The following is a 22,483-nucleotide window of genomic DNA, read 5'->3' as shown; positions in this document are numbered from 1 at the left end:
AAGTATTTGATCCAGGCCGTACAGACGCTTTCGCCTCTATACCGCCGCGGCTTGCGCCTATTTCGCGACGCTCACGTATTTACCGTACACGTAAGCGATGCGTCCGTCCAGTTTCACTTTCAACCAACCGTGCTTGTCTGCCGAGAGGACGTCGAGCACGGTTCCTTTTGGTACGGCCTTGATGATCTTGGACCTGGACGAAGGCCAGAGGCGCGCGTTCAGATACTCTGCGGTCACTTTGCCCGGTTTCACTTGGCTGCCTGCCTCGGTGTCCGGGGTTGGAGCTTCCGGCTTGGCCGGAGTTGGCGCAGTCGGAGTCGATGGGGTCGCTGCCCCACCGTTGGCTGCCAATTTGCGGGCCGCGTTCAGCTTGCGATAAAATTCGCCTTTGGTATTCAAGCCTTTGAACTGAGCAGGGTCCAAGCCGGCTTTGGCGGACAGGGCGGCAATCTCTTGCGGATTCACGGCGTCCGCAATATTAATGGCGGCAATATTCGTGTATTTGCCGTCTTCCGTCGTCGGGACGGACAGGATGCCGTCGTTGATCAGCTCGACGACATCCGCGCGCGCCGGTGCATCCGTATCGACGCCGGTGATCGTCCAACCGCTCCGCGTTTTCGGTTCGTACACGCCTTTCATCACGTCGGTCAGGTAAGCGATCGAGAGGCTGCGGATCGTGCCTTGAATCTCGCCGAACGCCGACGCGTCTTTGGACGACCAGAGCGGCTTGAACGTGCGTCCTTCCAGCGGTCCGCCCTGCCCGATCAATGCTTCCATCCGGTACGCGTTCATACCGAGCTTCAGCTTATCCGACGCTTGGATCGCTTTTCCGCCGGCGGACTTCAGCCGCGTGATCCGGCTGCCGTAAGGCTTGGAGAGATCAATCTCATAGGTGACGCCGCCGAAGAAATCGTTCGTGCTGTATTTGGAAGCCCGGCGCTTGGGATCGAAGCTGACCGTGACGTCTCCCGGGCGCGACGAATTGAAGTATCCCGCCGACCATTCCATATAGTCTTTGAGATCGCGGCCGGTAACTTCGTACACGGTCACTTCGCCGAGCGCGTACTGATAGTTGAACGCAATATCTTTTTTCTTGATCGGTCCGATATCCAGTCTGGCTTTGTCGTTATCGATCTGGTGCGCCACCACGTCGGCATCGCTGTAATGGAGCATGACTTCGGCGAAGAAGTCCGACAACGGAGTCTGCTGCACCTGCACGGCCGGAATGCCTGTGATCTCGTCCGCCGGCACCAGATTTTTTCCTTTCAATTCGGCCACCCGGATATTGGCGTCCGCGCGGGCGAATTCGTGGAACGGTCGGAGTGTCTGTTCAAGCTGCGCATCCGAATCCGCATAGGTGCCGTCCGACGCTTTTACGGCAAGCGCGCGGGCTTCTTTATTTTTCAAAACGACACGGTCGCCGTCCTGCTCGAACGTCAGGTCGATACGCGAGACGTGCGATCCGTATTTGTTCGGTTCGGCGATCAGCACGCCGTTCACCGTTTCCGATTCGATCAGCGTATGCAGATGTCCGGCAAAGATCGCGGCAAGTTCCGGATTCGCATTGGCGATATCGGTCACGCCGGTGCCCGGATTTCCGTTCTCGTTGTCGAGACCCATATGCATGACGCCGACCATGACGTCGACTTTGCCTTTGAGCTCGGCGATCGCTTTTTTCGTTTCCTGAACCGGATCTTTCACGTTCACGCCGTCCAGGTGGTCGGTCCCTTTCTCGAACTCGGTAATCATCGGCGTGGTCATGCCAATCAGGCCGACTTTGATTCCGTCTTTTTCGATGATCGTATACGCAGGCATGTACCGGTCGCCGTTTGCCTTGAACAGATTGCCGGCGAGACGCTGTCCGTCGAATTGGGAAGAGATTTTCTCCAACACGTCCAGACCGAAATTGAATTCGTGGTTGCCCATCACCCAGACGTCGTAGTTCATCTCGTTCATGGCGACCATCATCGGAGACCGGGGTTGATCGTTGAACAGTTCGGCCGAGTTATCCTGAATCATGTCTCCGACATCCACCAGGATCGTATTGGGATTTTCCGCACGCACTTTTTGGATCATCGTATGGAGCTGCGTCAGGCTTCCTGCCGGATTCGGACCGTCCAACGCATAATCCCACGGCATGAAGCGGCCGTGGACGTCGGATGTGCCAAGCAGCGTAATCTTCGTTTCTGTAGGCGTCCCGGCCGATTCGGCTGAAGCGGAAGCGAACGGAACCAGTAAAAGGGACGTACCCAAAAGCCAAGCCAAAGACCTTCCGGCCAAACGTTTCGTTAACAACTTGCGCATGCTTGTAATCCCCCTATAATCTCATGTATGTAAGTATAGATGCCACCGCATTTAATACTAGTGAACGATTTGTAAAATGTAAACGATAACTTTGTAAAATCACACATAAAAAGTACAACAAAAGGAGCTTCCCCGTTCTTTCCTTCGCACGAAGGTTTACACGGAAAGCTCCTTTAATGTACAGTTTATTCGGCTCAACTCTATTCAAGACCCGCCATCCGATATGGAAACTGCATCTCTTGTCGACGCAGGATTCAGAGCAAGCCGTTCGGATACACGACCACTTTCAGGCATTCGCTTTTGTAATTTAACGCCCGTTCCAGCGCTTCGTACGTCTGCGCAAGCGGGAACTTGTCCGTGATCAGCACAGAAGCGTCGATCTGCCCGGAAGACAGGAATTCGATGCCTTTCGGATACGTGTTGGCATAACGGAAAATGCCGTACATATCCACTTCGTTGTCGGCGATAAACGGAATATTCAGCGGAATGTCCGCCTGCGCCGGCAGGCCGACGATCGCCATCTTGCCGCCGCGCCGCAGACTGCTAAGAGCGGCTTGGAGCGCTTTGGGATTGCCCGCCGTCTCCCACGCCGTATCGACGCCCGCTCCGCCGGTAATCGACTTGATCTCTCCGACCACGTCCTGCTCCAGCACGTTGATGACGTGCGTCGCCCCCATCTTCCGTGCGGCTTCCAGCCGCAGCGGCTCCAGATCCGTCGCGATGATCGTCGACGCGCCGTAAGCTTTGGCCGCCGCGACGGCCATCAGGCCGACCGGGCCCATGCCCATGATCGCGAGGCTCGAACCGGGCTGCAGCTTCGAGCGGGACGCCGCATGGATGCCGACCGAGAAAGGCTCGACCAGCGCCGCTTCCTCGTACGACAGATGGTCCGGAATCGGGAACACGAAGTCCGCGCGCATCTTGAGATACTGCACGAACGCCCCGTCATACGGCGGAGTCGCCAGAAACTCGACCTTTGGACACAAATTGTAGCGTCCCGCCTTGCACATCTCGCACTTGCCGCAGGTGACGCCCGGCTCGATCGCGACGCGGTCGCCGACTTTGAACTGCGCGGCTTCCGCGCCGACCGCGGCGATCTCGCCGGCGCATTCGTGCCCGAGCACGAAAGGTCCGTCAACGACATAATTGCCGATACGGCCGTGGTCGTAATAATGCAGATCGGACCCGCAGATGCCGACGGCCATGACCCGGATCAGCACTTCGTTCGGCCCGATCTCCGGTACCGGAACTTCCTCGATCGTGATCTGTCTCAATTCGTGCATAACGGCGGCTTTCATCATGGATGGAATTTGCGCTTGGGTCATGGTGCATCGTCCTCTCGCTGTCAGAATGTCTCGCTGTCAGAATGTATGCGGATACAAATCAGGGGTTGCCTATCAAGGCTTGCAGATCAAAGATTACACATGGACGGGTTCAAGTTCCGCTAACGCCGGCCTCAACTCGATTCATGGAACACGAGGCGATTGCCGAACGGATCGACCAGCTCAAGTTCCGCCCCGCCCCAAGGTCTGTTTTCCACGCCCGGATTGAGAAAACGGTACGGCTTGACCGTCAGTTCGCGGTGCAGCGCCATCACGTCCGACACCTCGATCCGAACCGCGGAGCCCGGCGTGGAGTCGCCGTGATGTTCGGACAGATGCAGCCGCACCGGTCCTCTAGATACCTGCATGTACAGCGGCAGACCCGCTTCGAAACGATGCTCCCAATCGACGGCGAACCCCAGATACCCGATATAAAATTCCCGGGCTTTCGTCTCGTCGAAGATACGCAAAATCGGAACTATCCCGCTCAACTCCATCTGCCTCGCTCCTTCCCATAGGGTCTCAAGTTCAGGTCTGTTCCACCAAACGCCCGCTCAGCCAGAACGACCCGCTCAGAATATCGCCTTCGTGAATCTCGCGTCCGCCGACCAGCCGCTCGTCCGCGACCACGTCGATATCGCCGCCGAGCGTGCGCACGAGCGCCCAATGAAAATACGTTCCGCTCATTTCGTTCTTGATCCAGCCCGCGCGCAGCACTCGTCCGGTAAAAGCAGCCGTCGAACCGGGTTCGCCGCCTTGATCGTCCAGGCCGGTCGACGTGAACGTCTCCGTTTGCAGCACCAATCCTCCCGCGGATCGCTCCAACTGATACGAATAATAATCCGCTTCGTTCGAGAACACCGTCAGCTCATGCGCGAACGCCGACAGCTGCACCGACCGGATCATCGGCGTCGTCAGCGCCCCGTACACGTCCCGGTCCGGCAGATCGAACAAAAACGCGTACAAGCCTTCGCCCGGACGCCCGGCTTCCGCTCCGGCCCACGCATAGAACGTCCCGTCGAGTTCGTTCGCTTCTTCCCGCCGCAGCTCGCCTTCGATGCCGACCTGCATCAGACCCGCCCCGGTAAAATGCGGATGCATCCCGATCGCGACCTGTTCGCGGTCCAGCTGAAGCCACAGTTCCGCGCCGCCTCCGGCCTGAAGCCGAACGTAAGCGCCCTGCGGCGTCTGGATCGGCGTCCCGTTCTTGTAGGCGTAATCCGCCAGTTTCAGAAAATCTTCTTCGCCCTGCATATCGAATCCAAGCGTCGTCATATGATTGATCATCGCGATCCCTCCGGCTGCCTCAAAGTTGAACGGGGCGTTGCCCCGTCATTCACTGCTTTCTATGCTAGAGGGCGGGGATGGGCAAGTCAACCTTGGCGATTCTTTTGCGGGGATTTGTTCATGCTGCACCCGGAAGCGTTCAAGGGGACAGATCGGGGCTCAGCGCGTATCGCCCGACGACGGCGCCTGCCGATCCTGATCGTCGTCGCCGTGACGCTGCGGCTTCCAGCCAGTTGCCTGACTCCACCCGCTCGCTGCGTACAGGATGCGCCAGATCACCGGGTCTTTGCCGTCCACGTACAGCTGCCGCTGATCCGGTCGGGCATACCGGCGGGCCAGCGCATGCTTTTCCGCGGCATACAGCTTGCGATAGGATTCGTGCTCCCTGAGAAAATCGCGCAGCAGCAGCGCCGTCTGCTCGGACCAACTGCCCGCTTCGCGCACATGGATATGCGTCCGCGGCTGTCCGGCTTGTTCGCGAAAATAACGTTTGGTCAGATCGGGATTGTCTGCGCGGTGAACGTATCCGGCCGATTCGAGCGCCTGCGTATAGATCATCGGTTCAAGCGCCGGCACCGAAATCTGGATATCGATCACCGGCTTGGCGTCAAGCCCGGGAACCGCCGTCGAACCGATATGGTCGATCCGCAGCGCTTGGTCGCCAAGCGATTGGCGGAGCCTTCCGGCGATTTCTTGGAACTGACTTGGCCAGTTGGCGTCGTAGGGTACGACAACGGCAGCTTGTTGCATCGTGCCTCCTCCTCCGGTTGTGTTATTTATGCGGCAGGACGTTTTCCTCCGTTATTTCCCATCCTTCGTCCGTTTTCGTTACCGTGTGCGTGGCAGTCTGATCGATCGGATAAAAGGTAGCCCGGTTCGTCCATTCCCGTCCCATAAGAGTATGATACAGAATATTGATGACACCGCCGTGCGTGACGAGCAGAACATCCGCTTCCGTCTCGCCGTTTTCGATCCGGCCGCACAATTCCCCGAAAGCCGCGAGAGTCCGGTTCTGAAAATGTGCCGGCGTTTCTCCTCCCGGATAGGGATCATCCATCCCGAGCGTATTGAAATATAGACCCGGATATTTGGCTTCCGCTTCGGGATTCGGCATACCGGCCAGATCGCCATTGTTCATCTCCCGCCATTCGTCCGAATAGACCGCAGTCAGCCCCAATACCCTTCCGACCTCTGCTGCCGTCTGTGCCGCGCGCGGAAGATCACTGGCTATCAGGGTACGAATGCCGTACGTTTCCGCATGATCGCGCAAATAGTCTCCCAATCTCCTCGACTGGGCGATGCCTTCTTCCGTCAGCCCACGCCGGCTCCACCCTCCGCGATAGCCTTCTTCATCCGCTCCGTGCCTGACCAGGTAAATGTTCATCTTTTTCTCCTCCTTCTACTGCCCGATGCCAAGATGCCGCTTATCGCAGCGCCCTCCCCGCACGAATCGCAAAAGCATAATCCGCTCTCCCTGCGGCCTCCGCCAATACGGCTGCACTTTCGAAATCATACGGAACCCGGATATGCCGAACCTCCCGGCTTCCCTCCGGACGCTGTTCAACCACCGCGTAATCGGCATCCGGCGAACCGGATTCCATCACATGCGGGAAAGGAAGTTCGTCCTCGTAAGCCGGAAGCCCGACGCTGCCTGCGTTGACGATCGTCCGGCCGTCCGGCAGTTTAATCGTTCGGAACATATGGCTGTGGCCACAAAAAACGTAACGATGGTCGCAGCCCGCAAATTCGCTCGCAAGCTCCGCGGAACTTTTTAAGCGAACGCCTTCCTCCGTTACTTTTTCCAGCAGATACCGGTCGTTCGCCTGCGGCGTTCCATGGCAGAAAAACAGGTCCTCAAATGTGAGGGTCGCAGGGAAACTCCGAATCCATTCCAGCATGTGGGGAGTCAGCCGCAGCTTCACGAAAGCGAAGGTCGCGGAATCGGCGCTGCCTTGCAGCAGAATCTCGTCGCAGTTGCCCCGGATATGCAGGATGCGGGAATCGTCCATCAGCAGCTCCGCCGTACCGACGGGATCGATCGGACCGAACAGGCTGTCTCCCAGATTCATGATCGTGCCGATGCCCCGCTGGGAAATGTCTGCCAGCACCGCTCTCAGCGCCGGGGCATTGCCGTGAATATCCGAGATGACCGCGATCGGTGCGGCTATCCGATCACTGCTGCTGTCGGGCCGGCTAGAACCAGAATACTTGTGCTCCATTTGAATACTGTCCTTCCATAGGAAAATTAGAAACACCATGACCTATCAAGGATTCCTAAGCAGGCCAAGACAGGCCGGAAAGAGAGTTACGGGGCGGTTGGCGAAAATAACTGCAGTAGAACCCCTATTCGGGATAAATTTTCGTCAAAAAGTGAAATAACTGCCGAACAACCGTTATTTTGCACAAAAGAACATGAGATGGAGCTGCATTGAGCAAATAACGGTTTGTACGCAGCTATTTGCGCCGAAAGATGCTGGAAACGCGAAATAGCGGTTCTCCCGCAGTTATTTTCTCCTGTGTCGGCTCCCTGTTGAATAAACGAAAAATCCCGCCGGGAAGTTGGTTTCCCGACGAGATTTTCTGAAGACGATTATTTTGCAGACAACGATAATCGCTCTTGTCCCTTTGATTGGATGCCCTTTTGACAAAAAGCCGAATTTACACTTCCTTAATCACGTACAGCACGCTCTGGAAATCTCCGTTCAGCATCGGCAGCGACAGTCCGAAGTGCATCAGTTCGTCGCCTCCGTACACGCTGCCGCTCTCGCCCTGGCCAAGGCGGCCTTCGACGCTGTAGCGCTTCGTCGGGTCGAGTCCTTTGAGCTTCAGGCGGCGCAGCGGCGCATACGGTTCGCCGAGCACGCGGAAGTAGGCGGCGAACGCCTGCGAACGGTCTTCGGACACGTAGGCCCATGCCGTATCGTTGCCTTCGAACGGGCTTTTGATGCGGTAGAAGTCGCCGAACTGGATCAGGCCGCGCAGTTCTTTGTACTGCTGCACCTGCGCTTTCACTTCCGTCTTCTCTTCTTCGGTGAACTGCGTCAGGTCCAGCTCGTAGCCGAAGTTGCCGCTCATCGCGACGTGTCCGCGCATCTCAAGCGGCGTGATGCGGCCGACCTGATGGTTCGGCACGGCCGATACGTGCGCGCCCATGCTGCTCGCCGGATAGACGATGCTCGTGCCGTACTGGATCTTGAGACGCTCCACCGCGTCGCTGTCGTCGCTCGTCCACGTCTGCGGCATGTAATAGAGCATGCCCGGATCGAAACGTCCGCCGCCGCCGGAGCAGCTCTCGAACAGGATATGCGGGAAGCGCGACACGATGCGTTCCAGCACGCCGTACAGACCGAGCATGTAGCGGTGCGCCGTCTCGCGCTGGCGGTTCGGCGCCAGCAGTTCGGAACCGATCTCCGTCATATTGCGGTTCATATCCCATTTGACGTAGGTGATCGGCGCGGATTCCAGCACTTTCGAGACGGAATCGACGATATAATCGCACACGTCCTGACGCGACAGGTCGAGAATCAACTGGCGGCGCGCTTCGGTGCGGCTGCGGTTCGGCACGTGCAGGCACCAGTCCGGGTGATTGCGGTACAGTTCGCTGTTCGGCGAGACCATCTCCGGTTCGAACCAGAGGCCGAACTCCATGCCCGTCGCCGTGATGTCGCTCGCAAGCTTGGACAAGCCGTCCGGCAGCTTGCGGGAATCTTCGAACCAGTCGCCGAGCGAGCTGTTGTCGCTGTCGCGCTTGCCGAACCAGCCGTCGTCGAGCACGAACAGCTCGATGCCGAGGTCCTGGCCGGCCGCCGCGATCTCTTTGATCTTGTCCGCGTTGAAATCGAAATACGTCGCTTCCCAGTTGTTGACGAGAATCGGACGCGCTTTGTCGCGGAACTCGCCGCGGCTGAGCCGGGTGCGGTACAGCTTGTGGTACGTGCGCGACATGCCGCCGAGTCCTTCCGACGAACGGACCATGACCGCTTCCGGCGTCTGGAACGTCTCACCCGCTTCGAGTCTCCATTCGAAATCGAACGGCTGGACGCCGAGCTGGACACGCGTCGAACCGAACGAATCCACTTCGGCCTGGCCGAGGAATCCGCCGCTGTACACGAGGCTGAATCCGTACACTTCGCCGAAGTCTTCGCCCGCGTCTTTGGACAGCAGCGCGATAAACGGGTTCTGGTTGTGGCTGCTCGATCCGCGCTTGCTGTCGATGCGGTGGATACCCGGCACCAGTTCGCGCTTGTGGATATGGCGTTCGCGAATCCACGCGCCCGAGAGCTGCAGGAATTCGAATTCGCTGTGGTTGAAGTCGACGCTGACGCTGAGCGCGCGGCCGAGAGCGATCACGTCTTGGCCTTCGTTCGCGAAGCGCACGGAGCGGGTGATCGCGTCAATCTCGTGGAACACGGTATAACTCAGCACGGCGCTGAGTCCGGTCAGCTCGTCGCGCAGGCGGATATGCAGCGTGTCCGCTTCGGCGTCGTTCTCGACGTACGTGGCGGGCAGGCCTTCGAGCGCCGGCTTGCCGGACACGATCTCGTGGCTCTCGTACGTCAGGCGGCTGATCGTCGATCCGTCCGCGTAGCGGGCTTCGAACGCCGGCTCGCGAAAATCGCCGCTGCCATAGGCCGGATATTCCTGCGGAAGCGTGTCGAGCGAGACGTGCATCGCTTCCGGGCTCAGGTTCGGGCTGAACGAGGCGCGTTCGATCGAATGGATGCGCGGCTCGAACGTTTCCTGGGACAGTCTCGGTCCCCAGTACACGTGGGCGGGATGCGCGGACTCAACGAGCTGGATCACGTAGCTGGACGCGGCGGACTGCAGATGGAACGTTTGGGCTGTGGAATCATGGAAAATAGGCAAAAGAAAATCCTCCGTTTCGGACTATGATGTCGTGTTCATGTTACCATGCGTGCTTTTGGACATAAACTTCTGTTTCTATTATAGGAAAAGAAGACGTTCTGCCATATGTCAGGATGCCTGTTTCGCATGTCATAATCCAAGATAAATAGATTACACAGCGACCAAGCTTTCCCTTATCCGATTACGCGTTCCAGATTCGCAAGCGTCGACGACAGCGCCTGTTCGTGTTCGCTCTGCCGGATGCCGGCCGGCACGTGTTCGCAGAGGACGGTCACTTTCGTTTTTTCCCCGACCGGTTCCAGTTCCCACGTTATGACCATTTCTCCGGCAAAAGAAGGATCGGGCGAATCGAACGTCGCCGTCTGCACGATCTTCTGTCCCGGCACCAGTTCCGTGAAGCGGCCTTCGACGATGTCCGTGTCCGGCGACGATTTGCCTTCGAACGAAGCGGAAGCGTCGGCAGACGTCAGCGTCATGCGGTAAGCGCCGCCCGTCTGCGGTTCGAAGCGCTCGATCCGCCCGCGCATCCCTGCGGGAGGCAGCCAGCGCACGAGCACGTCGGGATCGACGAACGCCCAATAGATCGTTTGCGGAGACGCGTTGACGATGCGGGCGGCCGTATCGATTCTTGGCCCTTCGGACCCGGCCGCACGCAGTGCGAACGTGTCCGAATCTTTGGCCGCTCCCGGCAGCAGCGTCTGCTTGATGCCGGTCAGCTCGTCTTCCTGCTCCGACGAGGTGCTGATCCGCTGCATTTCCAGCCGGCTGAGCGGCCGCAGCGCATGGAACAGGCCGACTCCGGCCAGAATCGCGCCAAGCGTCCGATAAGCGGCGATCCCGCTCTGCTGCACCAGCCAGAATCGGGTGCCGGAGTCGTATTGTTCGCCGTCTGTCAGCGAATCCGCCTGGGCCAGCCCAAGTTCCGTACTGCGGATAATAAGCAGCACTCCGACTACGCCGAGCAGCAGCGACAGAATACGGAGTGCGAGGGACAATGAGGATCTTTTCATGCGTGTCCTCTCCTCCTTTGACAGCGGCTTCACCGCTTTTTTTGTCCGTGCAAGGCGTACGATGACTTATTCCCTGACTACGAGATTCGATCGCTTGTAAAAAAAGATTCGTCCGCCGCTATTTTTCCGGATTCGCCGTTTTCCAGGCTCCTGCTGCTTACGACAGAACCTTTTAACTGTGATCTTCGATTCGGACCCGCTTTTCTCCTTTTTTTCAAAGACCGATTTTCCCCGCAGCCGCAGAACTTCGCCCGCTTTCATACCGTTGGGCAGGTCGACTGCGAACGTGTGATGAGCGCTCAAGTACCGTTCAATCAGACGCTGCATCAGCTCATTTTCCATACGGTTCACGCTCCCTGTTCATTTTTTATATTAAAAACTCCCTTCGGAAGCCGTACCGTCTAGGCACGCTTTCAAAGGGAGGATTCATGCTGGGCCTACGCGGTTTGCCTTACATGCCGTTATAACGTTCGACCGCTTTGCCGATCAGCTGGTTGAACGTCTCGGGGGTTCCTTCCGTACTGTCCAGAAACTGGCCGCTCAGATCGGAATCGGATACGGGCTCCTTGTTCCTGATCCGTTCGATGATATTCGAAGCGCCGACTTTGGCTTCGGTAGCCGCTTCCACATAGCTGCGGATCGCAAACTCGTTCAGGCCTTCTTTTTGAATCTGGTCTTTGTCTTTGGACAGGGTGGTCAGGGCGGTCAGATCGGCGGTCATCACCTCGTATTTGGCTTTGAATTTCGCCAGATCAAGCTCCAGCACATTGGCGGCGTGAATCCCCTGCGCCTCGATCTCCATCGCCGTCGCTTCGGCGTCGATCATAAACTTCAAGGCGTTGTACCGGATGTCCTGGCCGGCCTTCTTGAATTCCTGCAGATCGGCCAGACGCTGCTCGTCGCCCATTTTCTGCAGAGCCGTATAGTAGCCCTGGGCGGATTTGTCGTAAGCCTCATAAGCGGTCAGCAGTTTGGCGTGCAGCTCTTTGCCTGTGGTGAAGTCGTCGTCCACATAGCCTTTGCTGTCGTAATAGACTTTCATCTCGTCAAGAACGGCCAATAGATCCTGAATACCCGGGATCAGCTTGGAGGCAGCCGGGTCGGCGCTCGCAAAAGTCGGCTTGCTGGACATAAAGCCTTTGACCTGATCGATTACGGCGCGGTCCTGTTCGACCACATCCAGCATAATAAAGCTGAAGTTGTCTTCGATCACGGGCTGTTTGTCCGTACCGAACTTCTCGAAATAATGAATCAGCACTTCGTCGATCCGGCCTCTCATGAGGTTGTTCAACGTCACGTACGCATTATATTTCTCCATCTGTGCGCTCTCCTCCTGTGTCACGCCTGCAGCCGCAGGACTCAGAGGAACGGCTGGAGCGGAACAAGCGGATAAGGCGGTTCCCAAACAAATAACGGCAATGATAAACGGCAGCTTTCTCAAGATCGCGATTCCTCCGACTGGGTCATTTTACGTTCTTTTCATCCGTATGTAACCTTCTTTAATTAGTTCTTTTCAATTCTAGAAGGATTTGGGGAGAGGGTCTTGAGTCCGGAGTCGCAATATTCCAAATCGCCTGCTGCCTTGTCCCAAGCCAAGCAGCTCTTGCACCCGGGATTTTTGTACCCACAAGCTCGATCAAGCTGTAAGGAAAATCGATGGCTGAAACGGCCTTTGCCAGGTAAGATTGAAGCATCTGCCCAAAAGAACAGGAGGAGTCGACAATGAGAGGATTTGCATTGGCGGGAGCCGCGGTTGTGCTGGTCCTGCTGGTTACCGCGCTTGTCTGCAAAAAAGAACGGTACCGACTGCTGCGAAGATTCGCCTATGTCGGTATAGGACTCGCGCTGGCCGGAACGGTCGGTCTGCTGTATGCTTTTCCCGCAGTCAAGCTGCCCGAGCCGCAAGGCGATTATCCGGTAGGCACGCAGGCGCTGTATCTTGTGGATACGGACCGAACAGAAACGTTCGACGGACCCGTTCAAGGGCACCGGGCTTTGATGGTTCAGGTGTGGTATCCGGCTCAAGCCGGCACCGGCACACCCGCCGCCTGGATTCCGGACCCCCGGATTCTGCCACATATGGCTGCGCAGTACGGACTGCCCGAATTTACTTTTGACTATTTGGAGCAGGTGTCCGCCCATGCCGATCCGCAGGCTGCCGTGTCTTCGGCGCAGCCGACCTATCCGCTGATTGTTGGCAATCCCGGCAACGCTTCGTCGAGGTTCTTCCATACGTCGCAGGCCGAATACCTCGCGGCTCGCGGGTATATCGTAGCCGTGATCGACCATACCTATACTACTTTCGCCACCGAATTTCCGGACGGAAAGATTACAACTGCCGCAGCCGACAGCCTGTTCTCGCCCGACGACGATTATCGCACAGTAAGCCTGCAGCGCGATCGGCTGGGCCGCCTATTGACCGACGATGTCGCGTTTGTACTGGACCGGTTCGAACAGATGCAGTCCGGGCAGATCCCGAGCAACCTGCAAAGCAAATTGGATCTCGGCCATATCGGGATATTCGGTCATTCGATCGGCGGAGCCGCCGCTTATGACGCTTCGTACGATCCGCGAATCGCGGCCGGCATCGATCTGGACGGCGGGCTGTATCGCCTGCGCGAGCGGGGAGAGCTGCGGAAACCGTTCTTGTTTATTACGTCGGACAGCTATTTCGGGAAACTGCAGCGAGTGCTGGAACAGCGTCCCTACACGGATGAAGAAATGGAACGTATGGGTTCGACGCGGGAATGGGAAGAAGCCGCTGCGCAAGACAAGCGGCTGGAACTCAAGCGGATGCATGAAGCGGTGGAAGCGGGAGGACAAGCGCTTTATATCGAGAATACCGAACATCTGAACTTTACCGACGCCCAGTTCCTGTCTCCGCTGTTCGCCCGCTTGGGCCTCACCGGAAAAATAGCGCCTCAAAGAGCCGATACTGTGGTCAATGCCTACATGCTGGACTTTTTCGACCAACATCTCAAAAATAAAAACGGCGCTCTGATGAAAAAAACCGACAGCCGATTCCCGGAAGTGAAATTTATTCGCTTTCCTTGATGCTGCTCGGCAATTCTATTCGGCGAACACGGAATCGAAGTTTCCATAAAATCGTTCAGTTCCATCCGTCTTCCCCTTTCCGGCAGGCCCCTCCTACCGTTCAATCACGATATAAGACTGCTTATACAACGGATTGGTCCGCCAGAGCCGTTCCAGTTCGTCGATGCGCAGCTTGCGGTTGTAGACACTCTCTCCCCGCGCATTGATCCGGTGTTTGAGCGAATCCGCGAGGTAGAAATGTTCCAGATCGTACCCGACGACCGGAGCGAAGTGCGCGTATCTTTTATCCGGGTAAACTTTGATGAACGCGATGACGGGGACGCCGAGGCTGATCCGCTTCTTGAGCGTGTCCGCGTCTCCGCGGTAGAAAGTCGCCCGGTAGCCTCTCCGTTTGAAAAAAACGAGAATGCCGCGCGGGTCGACGGTACCGTCCAGCAGTTTGCGCGGATAGCCCCGGTAGATCTCGCGGCCGTCGCTTTTTTCGCCCAGATGGCGCATGACGTAAGCGCTGGAGAACGCCGCGCATTCCGTGCCCGATTGGAACGCCGGCCGGTTGGGCGTGTCGATCAGGCAGCTTTCGGGCGTATCTTCGGTCGATATCGGATCTTTCCGGGGCAGCGCGTGATAATGCCAGGCGAGCGCCGCCAGTGCGGCGCCTCCGGCCCACGTAGACATTTTCATGGAATCCTCCTTCTATGACTCTGCCTTTTTTCGGCCTCTAAACTCCCTCGTATCCAAACGGCTTGGAGCCTGACTTCTTCGTCTACACGGGAATTCTCCGCCGTCCTCGCCGTTTCCTGCTTGCTTGCGCTCCGCGGCCCCTTTCACTCTTCACCTTTCCCTTTTCAAAAAGCGATTCGTTCCAGCATCCGCTCTCCCGCCAGAAAAGGCCGGCATTTGTCCGCGCAAAGCATCGGCATCCGTTCCCGCATCCAATCGTGCATCCGCACGTTGCCGAACTGGAACACGTAATACCCGAGAATCGCGACCAGCATGAAGCCGTCGATCTCGCGCAGCTCTTCTTCCGTCCACTTTTTGCCGCCGGCATACGCCGCGAGAAACAGCTCGCGCCGGTCGCTCGGCAGCATCATGGCCCCCATCGCCACGTCCGTGAGACGGTAGCCTCTGCCGTAGAAGCCGAAATCGATCAGCCGCACGCCGCCGTCTTCCGTCACGATCGCATTGTTCAGGCCGATATCGCCGTGGATCAGATCCGTTCCGAATTCTCCGCCGCGCCCCGCGAGCCGGTCGTTGATCAGCCGCAGCGTCTCTTCCACCGTGTCCGCGTCTTCGGCCGTGAACAGCCCTTTGGCGACGCCCGAGCGGATGACGCCGGCCAAGCGGTCGTTGTAAGCCCGGCCCTGATGCGGTCTCGCTTCCATGCCGGGCGCTGCGTATTCCGCGAAAAAGGCATGCAGCTTCGCCAGTTCCCCGCCCAGTTTGCCGACCATATCCTCGCCGTACAGATCTTCTTTTTGCAGGTCGCGTCCATCCAGCCACGTCAGCAGCGAGACGTTTAGCGTCCGCTCGCGCTCTTCGAACGTCGTCACGAGCTCGCCCGCCCGGCTGCGCACAGGCACCTGCACTTCTTCGTCGCTTCGGGCGCCGCGCCGCTCCAGCATCTCGAGTTCCGCCAGAATGCCGTCGTACCGATGTTGGAGTCCTTTCATCTCGGGTACGTAAGGATCGTGGATGCGCAGCAAATAACTGCGTCCTCCCGCATCCTGCACGCGATAAGTGCGATTTTCGTTATGTCTCAAAAAAGTAGGCTGCGGCCGGTCGAGGTCATAGGCCGCCAGCAGCTGCGATAGCTGTTCGTTCGTCGTGAGGGTCATGGGAAGTCTCCTTTCGTCGGTCTCTACCCGGTATTACCCATGCCGCCCGGACAGTGACGAATCTCGCCCGATTGGGTAAAATGGCTGTATTGAACTTAACGGGAGGCCGGTAACGATGACCGCAAGACCGCTGATCGGCATGATGCTGGGTTGGACAGTCAGACAGGACCTGATGAGAGCGTGTTCGCTGGCCGCTTCGCATTACGGAGCGGACTTTTATTATTTTCACACCCGGGATATCAAGGAAGACACCATTGTCGGCATGCAGCTCGAAGACAACAAATGGATCGAGCGGGAATTCCGCTATCCCGACGTCATTTACGACAACGTGCGCCGCAGAGGCAAATCGCTGTTCAAGGAAGCGTACCGCAAGTTGGAACGCGTGCCGATGGGACATACGCTGGAAGGACGCTCGATGGGCAAGACGAAAGTGTACAACCTGCTCCGGGGCGACGAAGACCTGAAGCGCCACCTTATTCCGTTCATGACGATGCGAGACGCGGAGAAGACGCTCGGCTTTATCGACAAGCACCAACAGGTTGTGCTGAAGCCGGACGGCGGCGCGATGGGCGCAAATATTTTTACGGCCGAATCGGGCGAAGACGGCATCCAGCTGTTCGATCAACAGTACGTGCACAATTTGAACCGGGAAGAGACACTCAAGACACTCGACCTGCTCATTGCCAAAAAATACTGCGCACAAAAAATGATCCGCAGCGTCACGCCGCACGGCTATCCTTTTCATATTCGCGTCCATGCGTCCAAAAACGGGCAGAACCAATGGGTGATCGCCTACAAATCGGTCACGCTCTCGCTGATGCCGCACGTCAAAATTACCAACAGCGATTTGACGTACCGGGGAACGAGCACCTGGCCGGACTTCCTGCTGCACCAGTTCGGCGAAGCGGAAGGCGGCCCGATGGACGACAGTCTGGGCGAATACGGTATCCGGACGGCGCAGTATCTGGAAGAGCGGATCGGCTCAGGCTTTCACGAACTCGGGCTGGATCTGGGCGTCGATGCCGAAGGCAAGTTCTGGCTGTTCGAAGCCGGTCTCGGCCTGCCCCGATCGCCGTATTACCAAATGCAGGGTTCGCTTCCGGCGATGGCATACACGCTGTACGTGCTCGCGCGGCATCGCGGCGAGCCGACGGACAGCGGACGCGCGGACGGCGAACGCGATGCGGGAGGTCGGTGACGATGGATCGAAAGCCGCTGATCGGCATGATGCTGGGCTGGAAGGTCGAACCGGCGCTGATGAGAGCCTGCGCGGTCGCCGCCGCCTACCACGGAGCCGACTTTTATTATTTTCGCGCTTCCGATATCGGAGAGCATACGATCGTCGGGATGAAGCTTGAGCACGACGAATGGGTACGCGGCGAATTCCGTTATCCCGACGCCGTCTACGACAATACGCGCCGGCGCGGGATCGCCCGGTTCGAAGCGGCTTACCGCAAGCTGGACGGTATCCCGATGGGCCATACGATCGCGGGCCGCTCGATGACGAAGACCAAAGTGTACAAGATGGTCGAGCGCGATCCGCAGTTGGCGCAGAGCCTTATTCCGTACAAGGCGGTGCGGGAATCCGACGCCCGGGACGTCATCGATTTTATCGAGCGGCACGAACGCGTCATCTTCAAGACGAACGGCGGGTACCTCGGCCGGAACGCGCTGACCGCGGAGTTTGTCGAAGACGGCATCGAGCTGTATGACCAGCAGTACAAGCACCGGTTCGCGCGGGAAGACCTGCCCCGGTTGATTCATATGCTGGCCGCCAAAAAATATTTCGTGCAGAAGCTGATCCGCAGCGTTACGCCGCAGGGACATCCGTTCCACGTTCGGCTGCATCTGTCCAAAAACGGCGCAGGACGCTGGATCGTCGCTTTCCATTCGATCGGCTTGTCGCTGACCCCGCACGTGAAAGTGACCAATACCGACCTTACGTACCGCGGGACGAGCACATGGGCGGACTTTCTGGCCAACCAATTCGGGGAAAAAGAAAACGGTCCTCTGCATACGCGTATCGACGGGTACGGACTGCGCATGGCGGAACATTTGGAAAAAGCGGCGGGCGGCGGCTTCCACGAGATCGGACTGGATATCGGCATCGACGCGGAGCAGCGATTCTGGCTGTTCGAAGCCGGAATCGGCCTGCCACGGACTTCGTATTACCAGCTGCAGCTCGCCCTCCCGGCGATGGCGTACACGCTGCGCCTGCTGCGGGCGGATCGCGGCGAGCCCGGAAATTCCGGCGAGCCGGAAACCTGAACGCCGCGGCGGAGTAAGACGGAAGGAACCGGGGTTGCGGGGAGACCGGCTTCGACCGGGCTTGGCGGTTATCCCGGTTCATGCGCACGCAAAAAGGCCGCTCCGGAGAGCGGCCTTTTTGTTATACGATTTACGCACTCACGCTCAGGCTTATTTGCCTACCGAAGCCAGAAACTTTTCCAGCGGACCCAGATCCGTAATCCCTTTGTTGCAGGCCAGATCGTCCATGCAGACGTATTGGCCGAGCGAAGAGAGGTTGTCCGGCGAACTGCCTTTGAGCTTCACGTTGAAAAATCCGAGTTCCTGATGCCGATTGCAGAACATGCAGAAGCCTTTTTTGTTCGTCGACGTCATCCGTCCTTCGACCCCGACGAATCCGCCCGCGCGCGGATAGACGATAAACAGCCGGTTGGTGGCGATATCGATCCATCTCAGGTACGTCGTATGCGGATAATCCACCGCCGCAAGTTCCAGCACTTTCAACTTTTTCGCTTTAGGAAACAGCTTCTGGATCTGTTGGGACGTCGCTTCGGGAAACGGCAGCAGATACGGTTCGAGCGAATCGAGATAGTCCTGCAGGTCGTGCGCCGCTTCGAAAGCGGACATCCGCTCCAACAGCTCTTTTTGCCCGGCATCCAGATGATCGAACGCTTCGAACACGTTCAGGACGGCCGTATGGCGAACCGATTCCAGCACTTTGCGATCCGCGACGCTGCGCAGCGTCTTGAGCAGGAAAGTGGCTTGTTTATGAATCACGTTCAGTTGATGGTTGCGAATGAATGGCGTTACGTTTTGCATAGCTTTCAGCCCCTTATTTGTTGGTAGTCAAGCGATAAGGTGCAAAGCCTGCGGGTAAGCCGTTACGTAAAGTCAGGGCGATCGATACTGATTGTTGCTGCCTTGCCCTACACAAAGTCCGCCCCTATTCAGGCTTCGCGCAAGGCTTTTCTAGCGAACGAGCAATCCGGTACGCTCCACATTGCCACGGTCCAACCCCCAGTACGAATAGTATAGGCAAATTATAACAGGGCGGCGAAGCGGAGACAATCCCGCCCGTCGCGAAGCGGCTCAGCGTCTAAACGTAATATAGTCCACGTTGACGGGATTGTGCCCGTCTTCGCGCAGCCGCGCGTTGATCTGCCCCCGGTGGTACTGGCCGTGAAGCGCCACATGCGTCAGAATGTCTCCGACGGTATTCGTGAACGTCGTCCCCCGGCTGTTGGCGTAAGCGACGACGCGGGCCGGATCGGATGCGGCCGGATCGTCCAGCAGAGCGGCGAAGTCCCGCGCGTTGCGCTCCATCAGTTCGGCGCAGTACGACATTTCGACATCGGACCAGATCGCGAACCGCGAACTGTCCGTTCCTTCGAGCCGCGCCAGCCACACGCGTTCGGCGTGCAGCAGATGCGAGAACAGGATCAGCGGTTTGCCGCCGACTTCCTGCTGCCGCAGCGTATCCAGCATCGTTTGGTTCGCCCAATCGAGATGCCGGAACAAATCCCGGATGATCGACATGGTTGTAGCCTCCTTGTAATAGATACACGGATAAATTCGTTTGTTGCCCTAACAGATTTGTCTCGGCAAGAGTCTCTTAATGGACCGGAACGCGCAAAAACTCGCCGGGACTATCCCTGCGAGTTTTTGCTTCGGGCCGCATTCTTACAATTCGATCACAAGTTCTTCCTCCAATTCATGTTCTACGGAGGACTCGGCGACCGATTCTCCGACCAAGAAAAGCTCGTCGTCATCTGTAAGACCCGTGATCGGGGTCCCCTTGACCTTAAGCCTGTCCAGCGGAGAAGTCGGCGCTTTCTCCGCAAACGGTTCAGCGGTTCCTTCGAACGTCATGACGATCTGCTTCATTCCCTGAAGATCGACGCCTTCGTTCAACGGTGCATCGGCCGAATCGGTTTGAGGCAGGGCAATCGACCAAAGCGTCAGCAGTCCGGGCATGATCCGCGTCAAGCCGTCGCCGATGTTACCACCGGAAGTTTGAACATCGGTACCGTCATGCGATGAGTACTCGTAAAAGCCTCTGATTCGCTGATGCACGAAGTCATATCGCTGCGCATCTCGACTTAGAAAAGCGGAATATCCCGAATGGCTGTATTCGATATGCACTTCGCCGGAGCCTGCCTGCACGCCGGGAAGTTCGAACTTCACTTTGTTCACCATGATGTGCGCCTTGCCCGCCAGTTTTTGCCGAACCGCGGGATTGTCCAGCGATACGGGGAACAAGGCTTGCTTGCGCTCGCGCAACATTGCGAACTGATCTGGAAAAGAACTTTCGTTCAAAATGACCTTGAGCTGTCGAATGTCCTGTATGGACGCGTCCGATCGATTGATATCGCTCGTCAACTTTCCGGTGATATCGGCATGAATCCGGCTCAATTCCGCCACATGATTGTCCCTTAGCTTCGGAAAACGATCGTGTCGCAGTACGGAATACCGGAACGCCTGATATTCCTGGTAGAGAAAATCGATCAAATTCTCTTTCAATTCGTTATACATGTTGAAAACGTACGTATGGAACAGCGGAAGAGAAGGATCATCCTGATTGCCGAGCGCCTGACGAATGCGTTCGTCTTCGGCACGGATACGCATGATCTCGGCGACCGTTTTCCCTTCTTGAAAATAAGTGGCCTTATAGCTCTGAATTTTGCTTTGATAATCTTCTACAATATTCAGATAGGTATAAAAGGCTGTACGGTACGCTTCTACTTTTTCCGGAGCGATCTGATTATACACCGGCTTCAACATAGCTTCGAATTCTTCACGCTTCATCGTCACCATGGTCGATTTGTAACCGAAACTGTCGCGTGCCTCGTTCATTCGTTTCGTCAGATCGACCAAATTGACCACGTTTGTAATGACGGCGATTCCTGACGACAACGTCTTGGTCACATTGCCGACCGACTTGGTCAGAGCGGCTTCTTTTTTCTTTTTCTCCTTGTCGACCTGATTTTGGTCTTTGCCTTCCTCGGATATTGCAATCGTTTTACCTGACTCCATGTAAGTGCCGATCGCGGAAGCGATGGCTCCGCCGGTCCGAAGCGCCGTAATCGCCGGTCCGACGTTGGTCACCAAAGCTACGCCGTTTACGATCAGATTAAACATTTCTTTGAGCGAGGCCACGGCCAGCTGTTTTCTAACCAGCTCAACGAATTCCGCCGCCTCTTTTTGCAATACCGCCTCTTGGGCCGTAATTTTCTCCATCATGCCGTCTACCGTTTTTTTCAAATCAATTCTCGTTTTGATCGTGTTTTCTCTCGATTTTTCCATGCCTGCGATGCTATCGGCCGACAAGTCCAAAGCATGCTTCAGCGCATATACCCGATTCTCCATACGATCCTGGGCCTGAAGATAATCCCGGTACAGCTGCTCCGCCTGCTGCGCAGCGTCGATCAGATCCCTGCCCCTTTCCTGATATTCGCCGAGTGGCAAAAGAGGAACCCAGTTCCAGGGATGCCCGAAATAATCGAGTCCCTGCGTTATCTGGGACAGCAAAATCACGATTCTGTTACGCAGAGCAAGCCACTGCACCGATGCTTCCAGAAGGGGAGCCAGATGTGCGCCGTTTTCTTTCGGTAGGCTTCTCAAATTCGCCAGCGCCGCTTCGTCGGGCACCGTGCGGTACAACCATTGCAGCAGCAGGACCGCTTCTTCGATATTCGTCTCCTCGCCGGACAGGTAAGCGACGTTCGCTTTGTTCAACGTCAGCATTTTCTGTTCGAGAGAAGCGCATAACGCTTCTTCCACACGGGCTTTATCGCTCTGCGACAGATTGTCGACCTCGATCGGAACGCCGTAAAACTGTTCGTACGTCAGCGTCGCAACGACGATCGATCCGTTATAACCGGCGTTCGCCGCTGCTGCCGCTTGTCCGTCCTGTCCTTGTTCGCCGTCCTGTCCCGTGGACGCTCGTTCTTTGCCGACTATCGTAATCGGAATGGACATCGTTCCCGGCATACCGCCGTAAGAGGGCGGAGTCGTGTAGAGCTTTAAGCCGCCTTGTCCCCCTTTGCCTCCGGCCTGTCCTTTTCCCGGCAGGGCATTTTCTCCCGCCCGGCCTCCCTCGCTTGTCAATGCGAAGCGGCCGTCTTCCGGCTGAACAACGCTGCCCACAAATACGAGGCCGCCGTTTCCTCCCTGGCCCGACGCTCCGGCGCTGCCGCCGCCGCCGCCGTTTCCTCCAGGTTTGCCCGGCTCCCCTTCCTTATCGGACGAGAAAATATACGTTTCCGCGTCGTCGCCTTTTGCTCCATCGGCTCCGGGTGCACCATCACCTCCGTCTTGCCCTCGGCCGCCGTCCCCTCCGTTTGCGACCAGCTCCAGCGTTCCGTTCAAGCTGAAACGTTCGGCGACCAGCAGGATCGGACCGCCCGGGTTCCCGTTTGTGGCACGTTCTCCGTCGTTGCCCTTCTCACCGGCTTGGCCGTGTTCAACCGGCTGAGCTTTGGATTCCGCTTTTTGCTCCGGAGAAAAAGTTCCTTCTCCCGTTACGAGAGCGGCTCCCGAAGTGTCGATGCGAACCGGT

General features: G+C 57.3%; 19 protein-coding genes. 3 read left to right on the top strand and 16 right to left on the bottom strand.

Annotated elements, in window-relative coordinates; all coding sequences use genetic code 11:
- Positions 1-57: 57 nt before the first annotated feature.
- The 11 genes from FTE24_RS09775 to FTE24_RS09725 all read right to left on the bottom strand — a co-directional run bounded on the left by FTE24_RS09775 (position 58) and on the right by FTE24_RS09725 (position 12,107).
- Positions 58-2,304, bottom strand: coding sequence for a 5'-nucleotidase C-terminal domain-containing protein (locus tag FTE24_RS09775; RefSeq protein ID WP_150233114.1), 2,247 nt, complete (start codon positions 2,302-2,304; stop codon positions 58-60).
- A gap of 254 nt (positions 2,305-2,558) precedes the next feature.
- Positions 2,559-3,629 carry an NAD(P)-dependent alcohol dehydrogenase gene (locus FTE24_RS09770; RefSeq protein ID WP_150233111.1) on the bottom strand — a complete coding sequence of 357 codons (1,071 nt, stop codon included), beginning with the start codon at positions 3,627-3,629 and terminating at the stop codon, positions 2,559-2,561.
- 131 nt (positions 3,630-3,760) lie between these two features.
- Positions 3,761-4,123 carry a glyoxalase superfamily protein gene (locus tag FTE24_RS09765; RefSeq protein WP_150233110.1) on the bottom strand — a complete coding sequence of 121 codons (363 nt, stop codon included), beginning with the start codon at positions 4,121-4,123 and terminating at the stop codon, positions 3,761-3,763.
- Between the two features lie 31 nt (positions 4,124-4,154).
- On the bottom strand, positions 4,155-4,913 hold the full coding sequence (locus FTE24_RS09760; protein ID WP_141446757.1) for a hypothetical protein: 759 nt from the start codon (positions 4,911-4,913) through the stop codon (positions 4,155-4,157).
- A 159-nt stretch (positions 4,914-5,072) separates the two neighbouring features.
- The gene (locus tag FTE24_RS09755) at positions 5,073-5,663 is read right to left on the bottom strand and encodes a GrpB family protein (RefSeq protein WP_150233108.1); all 591 of its coding nucleotides are present in this window, start codon (positions 5,661-5,663) and stop codon (positions 5,073-5,075) included.
- 22 nt (positions 5,664-5,685) lie between these two features.
- The gene (locus FTE24_RS09750; protein WP_150233106.1) at positions 5,686-6,297 is read right to left on the bottom strand and encodes a histidine phosphatase family protein; all 612 of its coding nucleotides are present in this window, start codon (positions 6,295-6,297) and stop codon (positions 5,686-5,688) included.
- A 40-nt stretch (positions 6,298-6,337) separates the two neighbouring features.
- Complete coding sequence (locus tag FTE24_RS09745) at positions 6,338-7,132, bottom strand: metallophosphoesterase family protein (RefSeq protein ID WP_150233104.1); 795 nt, start codon at positions 7,130-7,132, stop codon at positions 6,338-6,340.
- Positions 7,133-7,571: 439 nt separating this feature from the next.
- On the bottom strand, positions 7,572-9,779 hold the full coding sequence (locus tag FTE24_RS09740) for an alpha-galactosidase (RefSeq protein ID WP_150233102.1): 2,208 nt from the start codon (positions 9,777-9,779) through the stop codon (positions 7,572-7,574).
- Positions 9,780-9,952: 173 nt separating this feature from the next.
- Positions 9,953-10,789 (bottom strand): SRPBCC domain-containing protein, encoded by an 837-nt coding sequence (locus FTE24_RS09735; protein WP_237401712.1) that lies wholly within the window; start codon positions 10,787-10,789, stop codon positions 9,953-9,955.
- Between the two features lie 66 nt (positions 10,790-10,855).
- Positions 10,856-11,131, bottom strand: coding sequence for a hypothetical protein (locus FTE24_RS09730; protein WP_150233100.1), 276 nt, complete (start codon positions 11,129-11,131; stop codon positions 10,856-10,858).
- A gap of 109 nt (positions 11,132-11,240) precedes the next feature.
- Positions 11,241-12,107, bottom strand: a complete 867-nt coding sequence (locus FTE24_RS09725) for a YiiG family protein (protein WP_237401711.1) — start codon at positions 12,105-12,107, stop codon at positions 11,241-11,243.
- A 404-nt stretch (positions 12,108-12,511) separates the two neighbouring features.
- Between FTE24_RS09725 and FTE24_RS09720 the strand changes: the two genes are divergently transcribed.
- Complete coding sequence (locus FTE24_RS09720) at positions 12,512-13,843, top strand: alpha/beta hydrolase family protein (protein ID WP_150233096.1); 1,332 nt, start codon at positions 12,512-12,514, stop codon at positions 13,841-13,843.
- A gap of 93 nt (positions 13,844-13,936) precedes the next feature.
- Here FTE24_RS09720 and FTE24_RS09715 read toward each other — a convergent pair whose 3' ends face one another.
- Positions 13,937-14,524, bottom strand: a complete 588-nt coding sequence (locus FTE24_RS09715; protein WP_150233094.1) for a hypothetical protein — start codon at positions 14,522-14,524, stop codon at positions 13,937-13,939.
- 164 nt (positions 14,525-14,688) lie between these two features.
- Positions 14,689-15,678: a phosphotransferase enzyme family protein gene (locus tag FTE24_RS09710; RefSeq protein ID WP_150233092.1), complete on the bottom strand. Its 990-nt coding sequence runs from the start codon at positions 15,676-15,678 to the stop codon at positions 14,689-14,691.
- A 115-nt stretch (positions 15,679-15,793) separates the two neighbouring features.
- Here FTE24_RS09710 and FTE24_RS09705 point away from each other — a divergent pair, with 115 nt between their 5' ends.
- Entirely contained in the window at positions 15,794-16,876 is a 1,083-nt protein-coding gene (locus tag FTE24_RS09705) for a YheC/YheD family protein (protein WP_150233090.1), read from the top strand.
- Between the two features lie 2 nt (positions 16,877-16,878).
- Positions 16,879-17,946 (top strand): YheC/YheD family protein, encoded by a 1,068-nt coding sequence (locus tag FTE24_RS09700; RefSeq protein WP_150233088.1) that lies wholly within the window; start codon positions 16,879-16,881, stop codon positions 17,944-17,946.
- Between the two features lie 150 nt (positions 17,947-18,096).
- Here the strand turns inward: FTE24_RS09700 and FTE24_RS09695 are convergent, their stop codons facing one another.
- From FTE24_RS09695 to FTE24_RS23475, 3 genes are all read right to left on the bottom strand, one after another.
- On the bottom strand, positions 18,097-18,744 hold the full coding sequence (locus tag FTE24_RS09695) for a FusB/FusC family EF-G-binding protein (protein WP_150233086.1): 648 nt from the start codon (positions 18,742-18,744) through the stop codon (positions 18,097-18,099).
- A gap of 270 nt (positions 18,745-19,014) precedes the next feature.
- Positions 19,015-19,461 (bottom strand): DinB family protein, encoded by a 447-nt coding sequence (locus FTE24_RS09690; protein WP_150233084.1) that lies wholly within the window; start codon positions 19,459-19,461, stop codon positions 19,015-19,017.
- A 144-nt stretch (positions 19,462-19,605) separates the two neighbouring features.
- Positions 19,606-22,293, bottom strand: coding sequence for a hypothetical protein (locus FTE24_RS23475; protein WP_150233082.1), 2,688 nt, complete (start codon positions 22,291-22,293; stop codon positions 19,606-19,608).
- Positions 22,294-22,483: the final 190 nt, after the last annotated feature.

The organism is Saccharibacillus sp. WB 17 (assembly GCF_008634075.2).
Classification (GTDB): Bacteria; Bacillota; Bacilli; order Paenibacillales; family Paenibacillaceae; genus Saccharibacillus; species Saccharibacillus brassicae.
The sequence above is the reverse complement of the archived record's forward strand: the minus strand, read 5'-3'. Positions and strand labels throughout refer to the sequence as shown.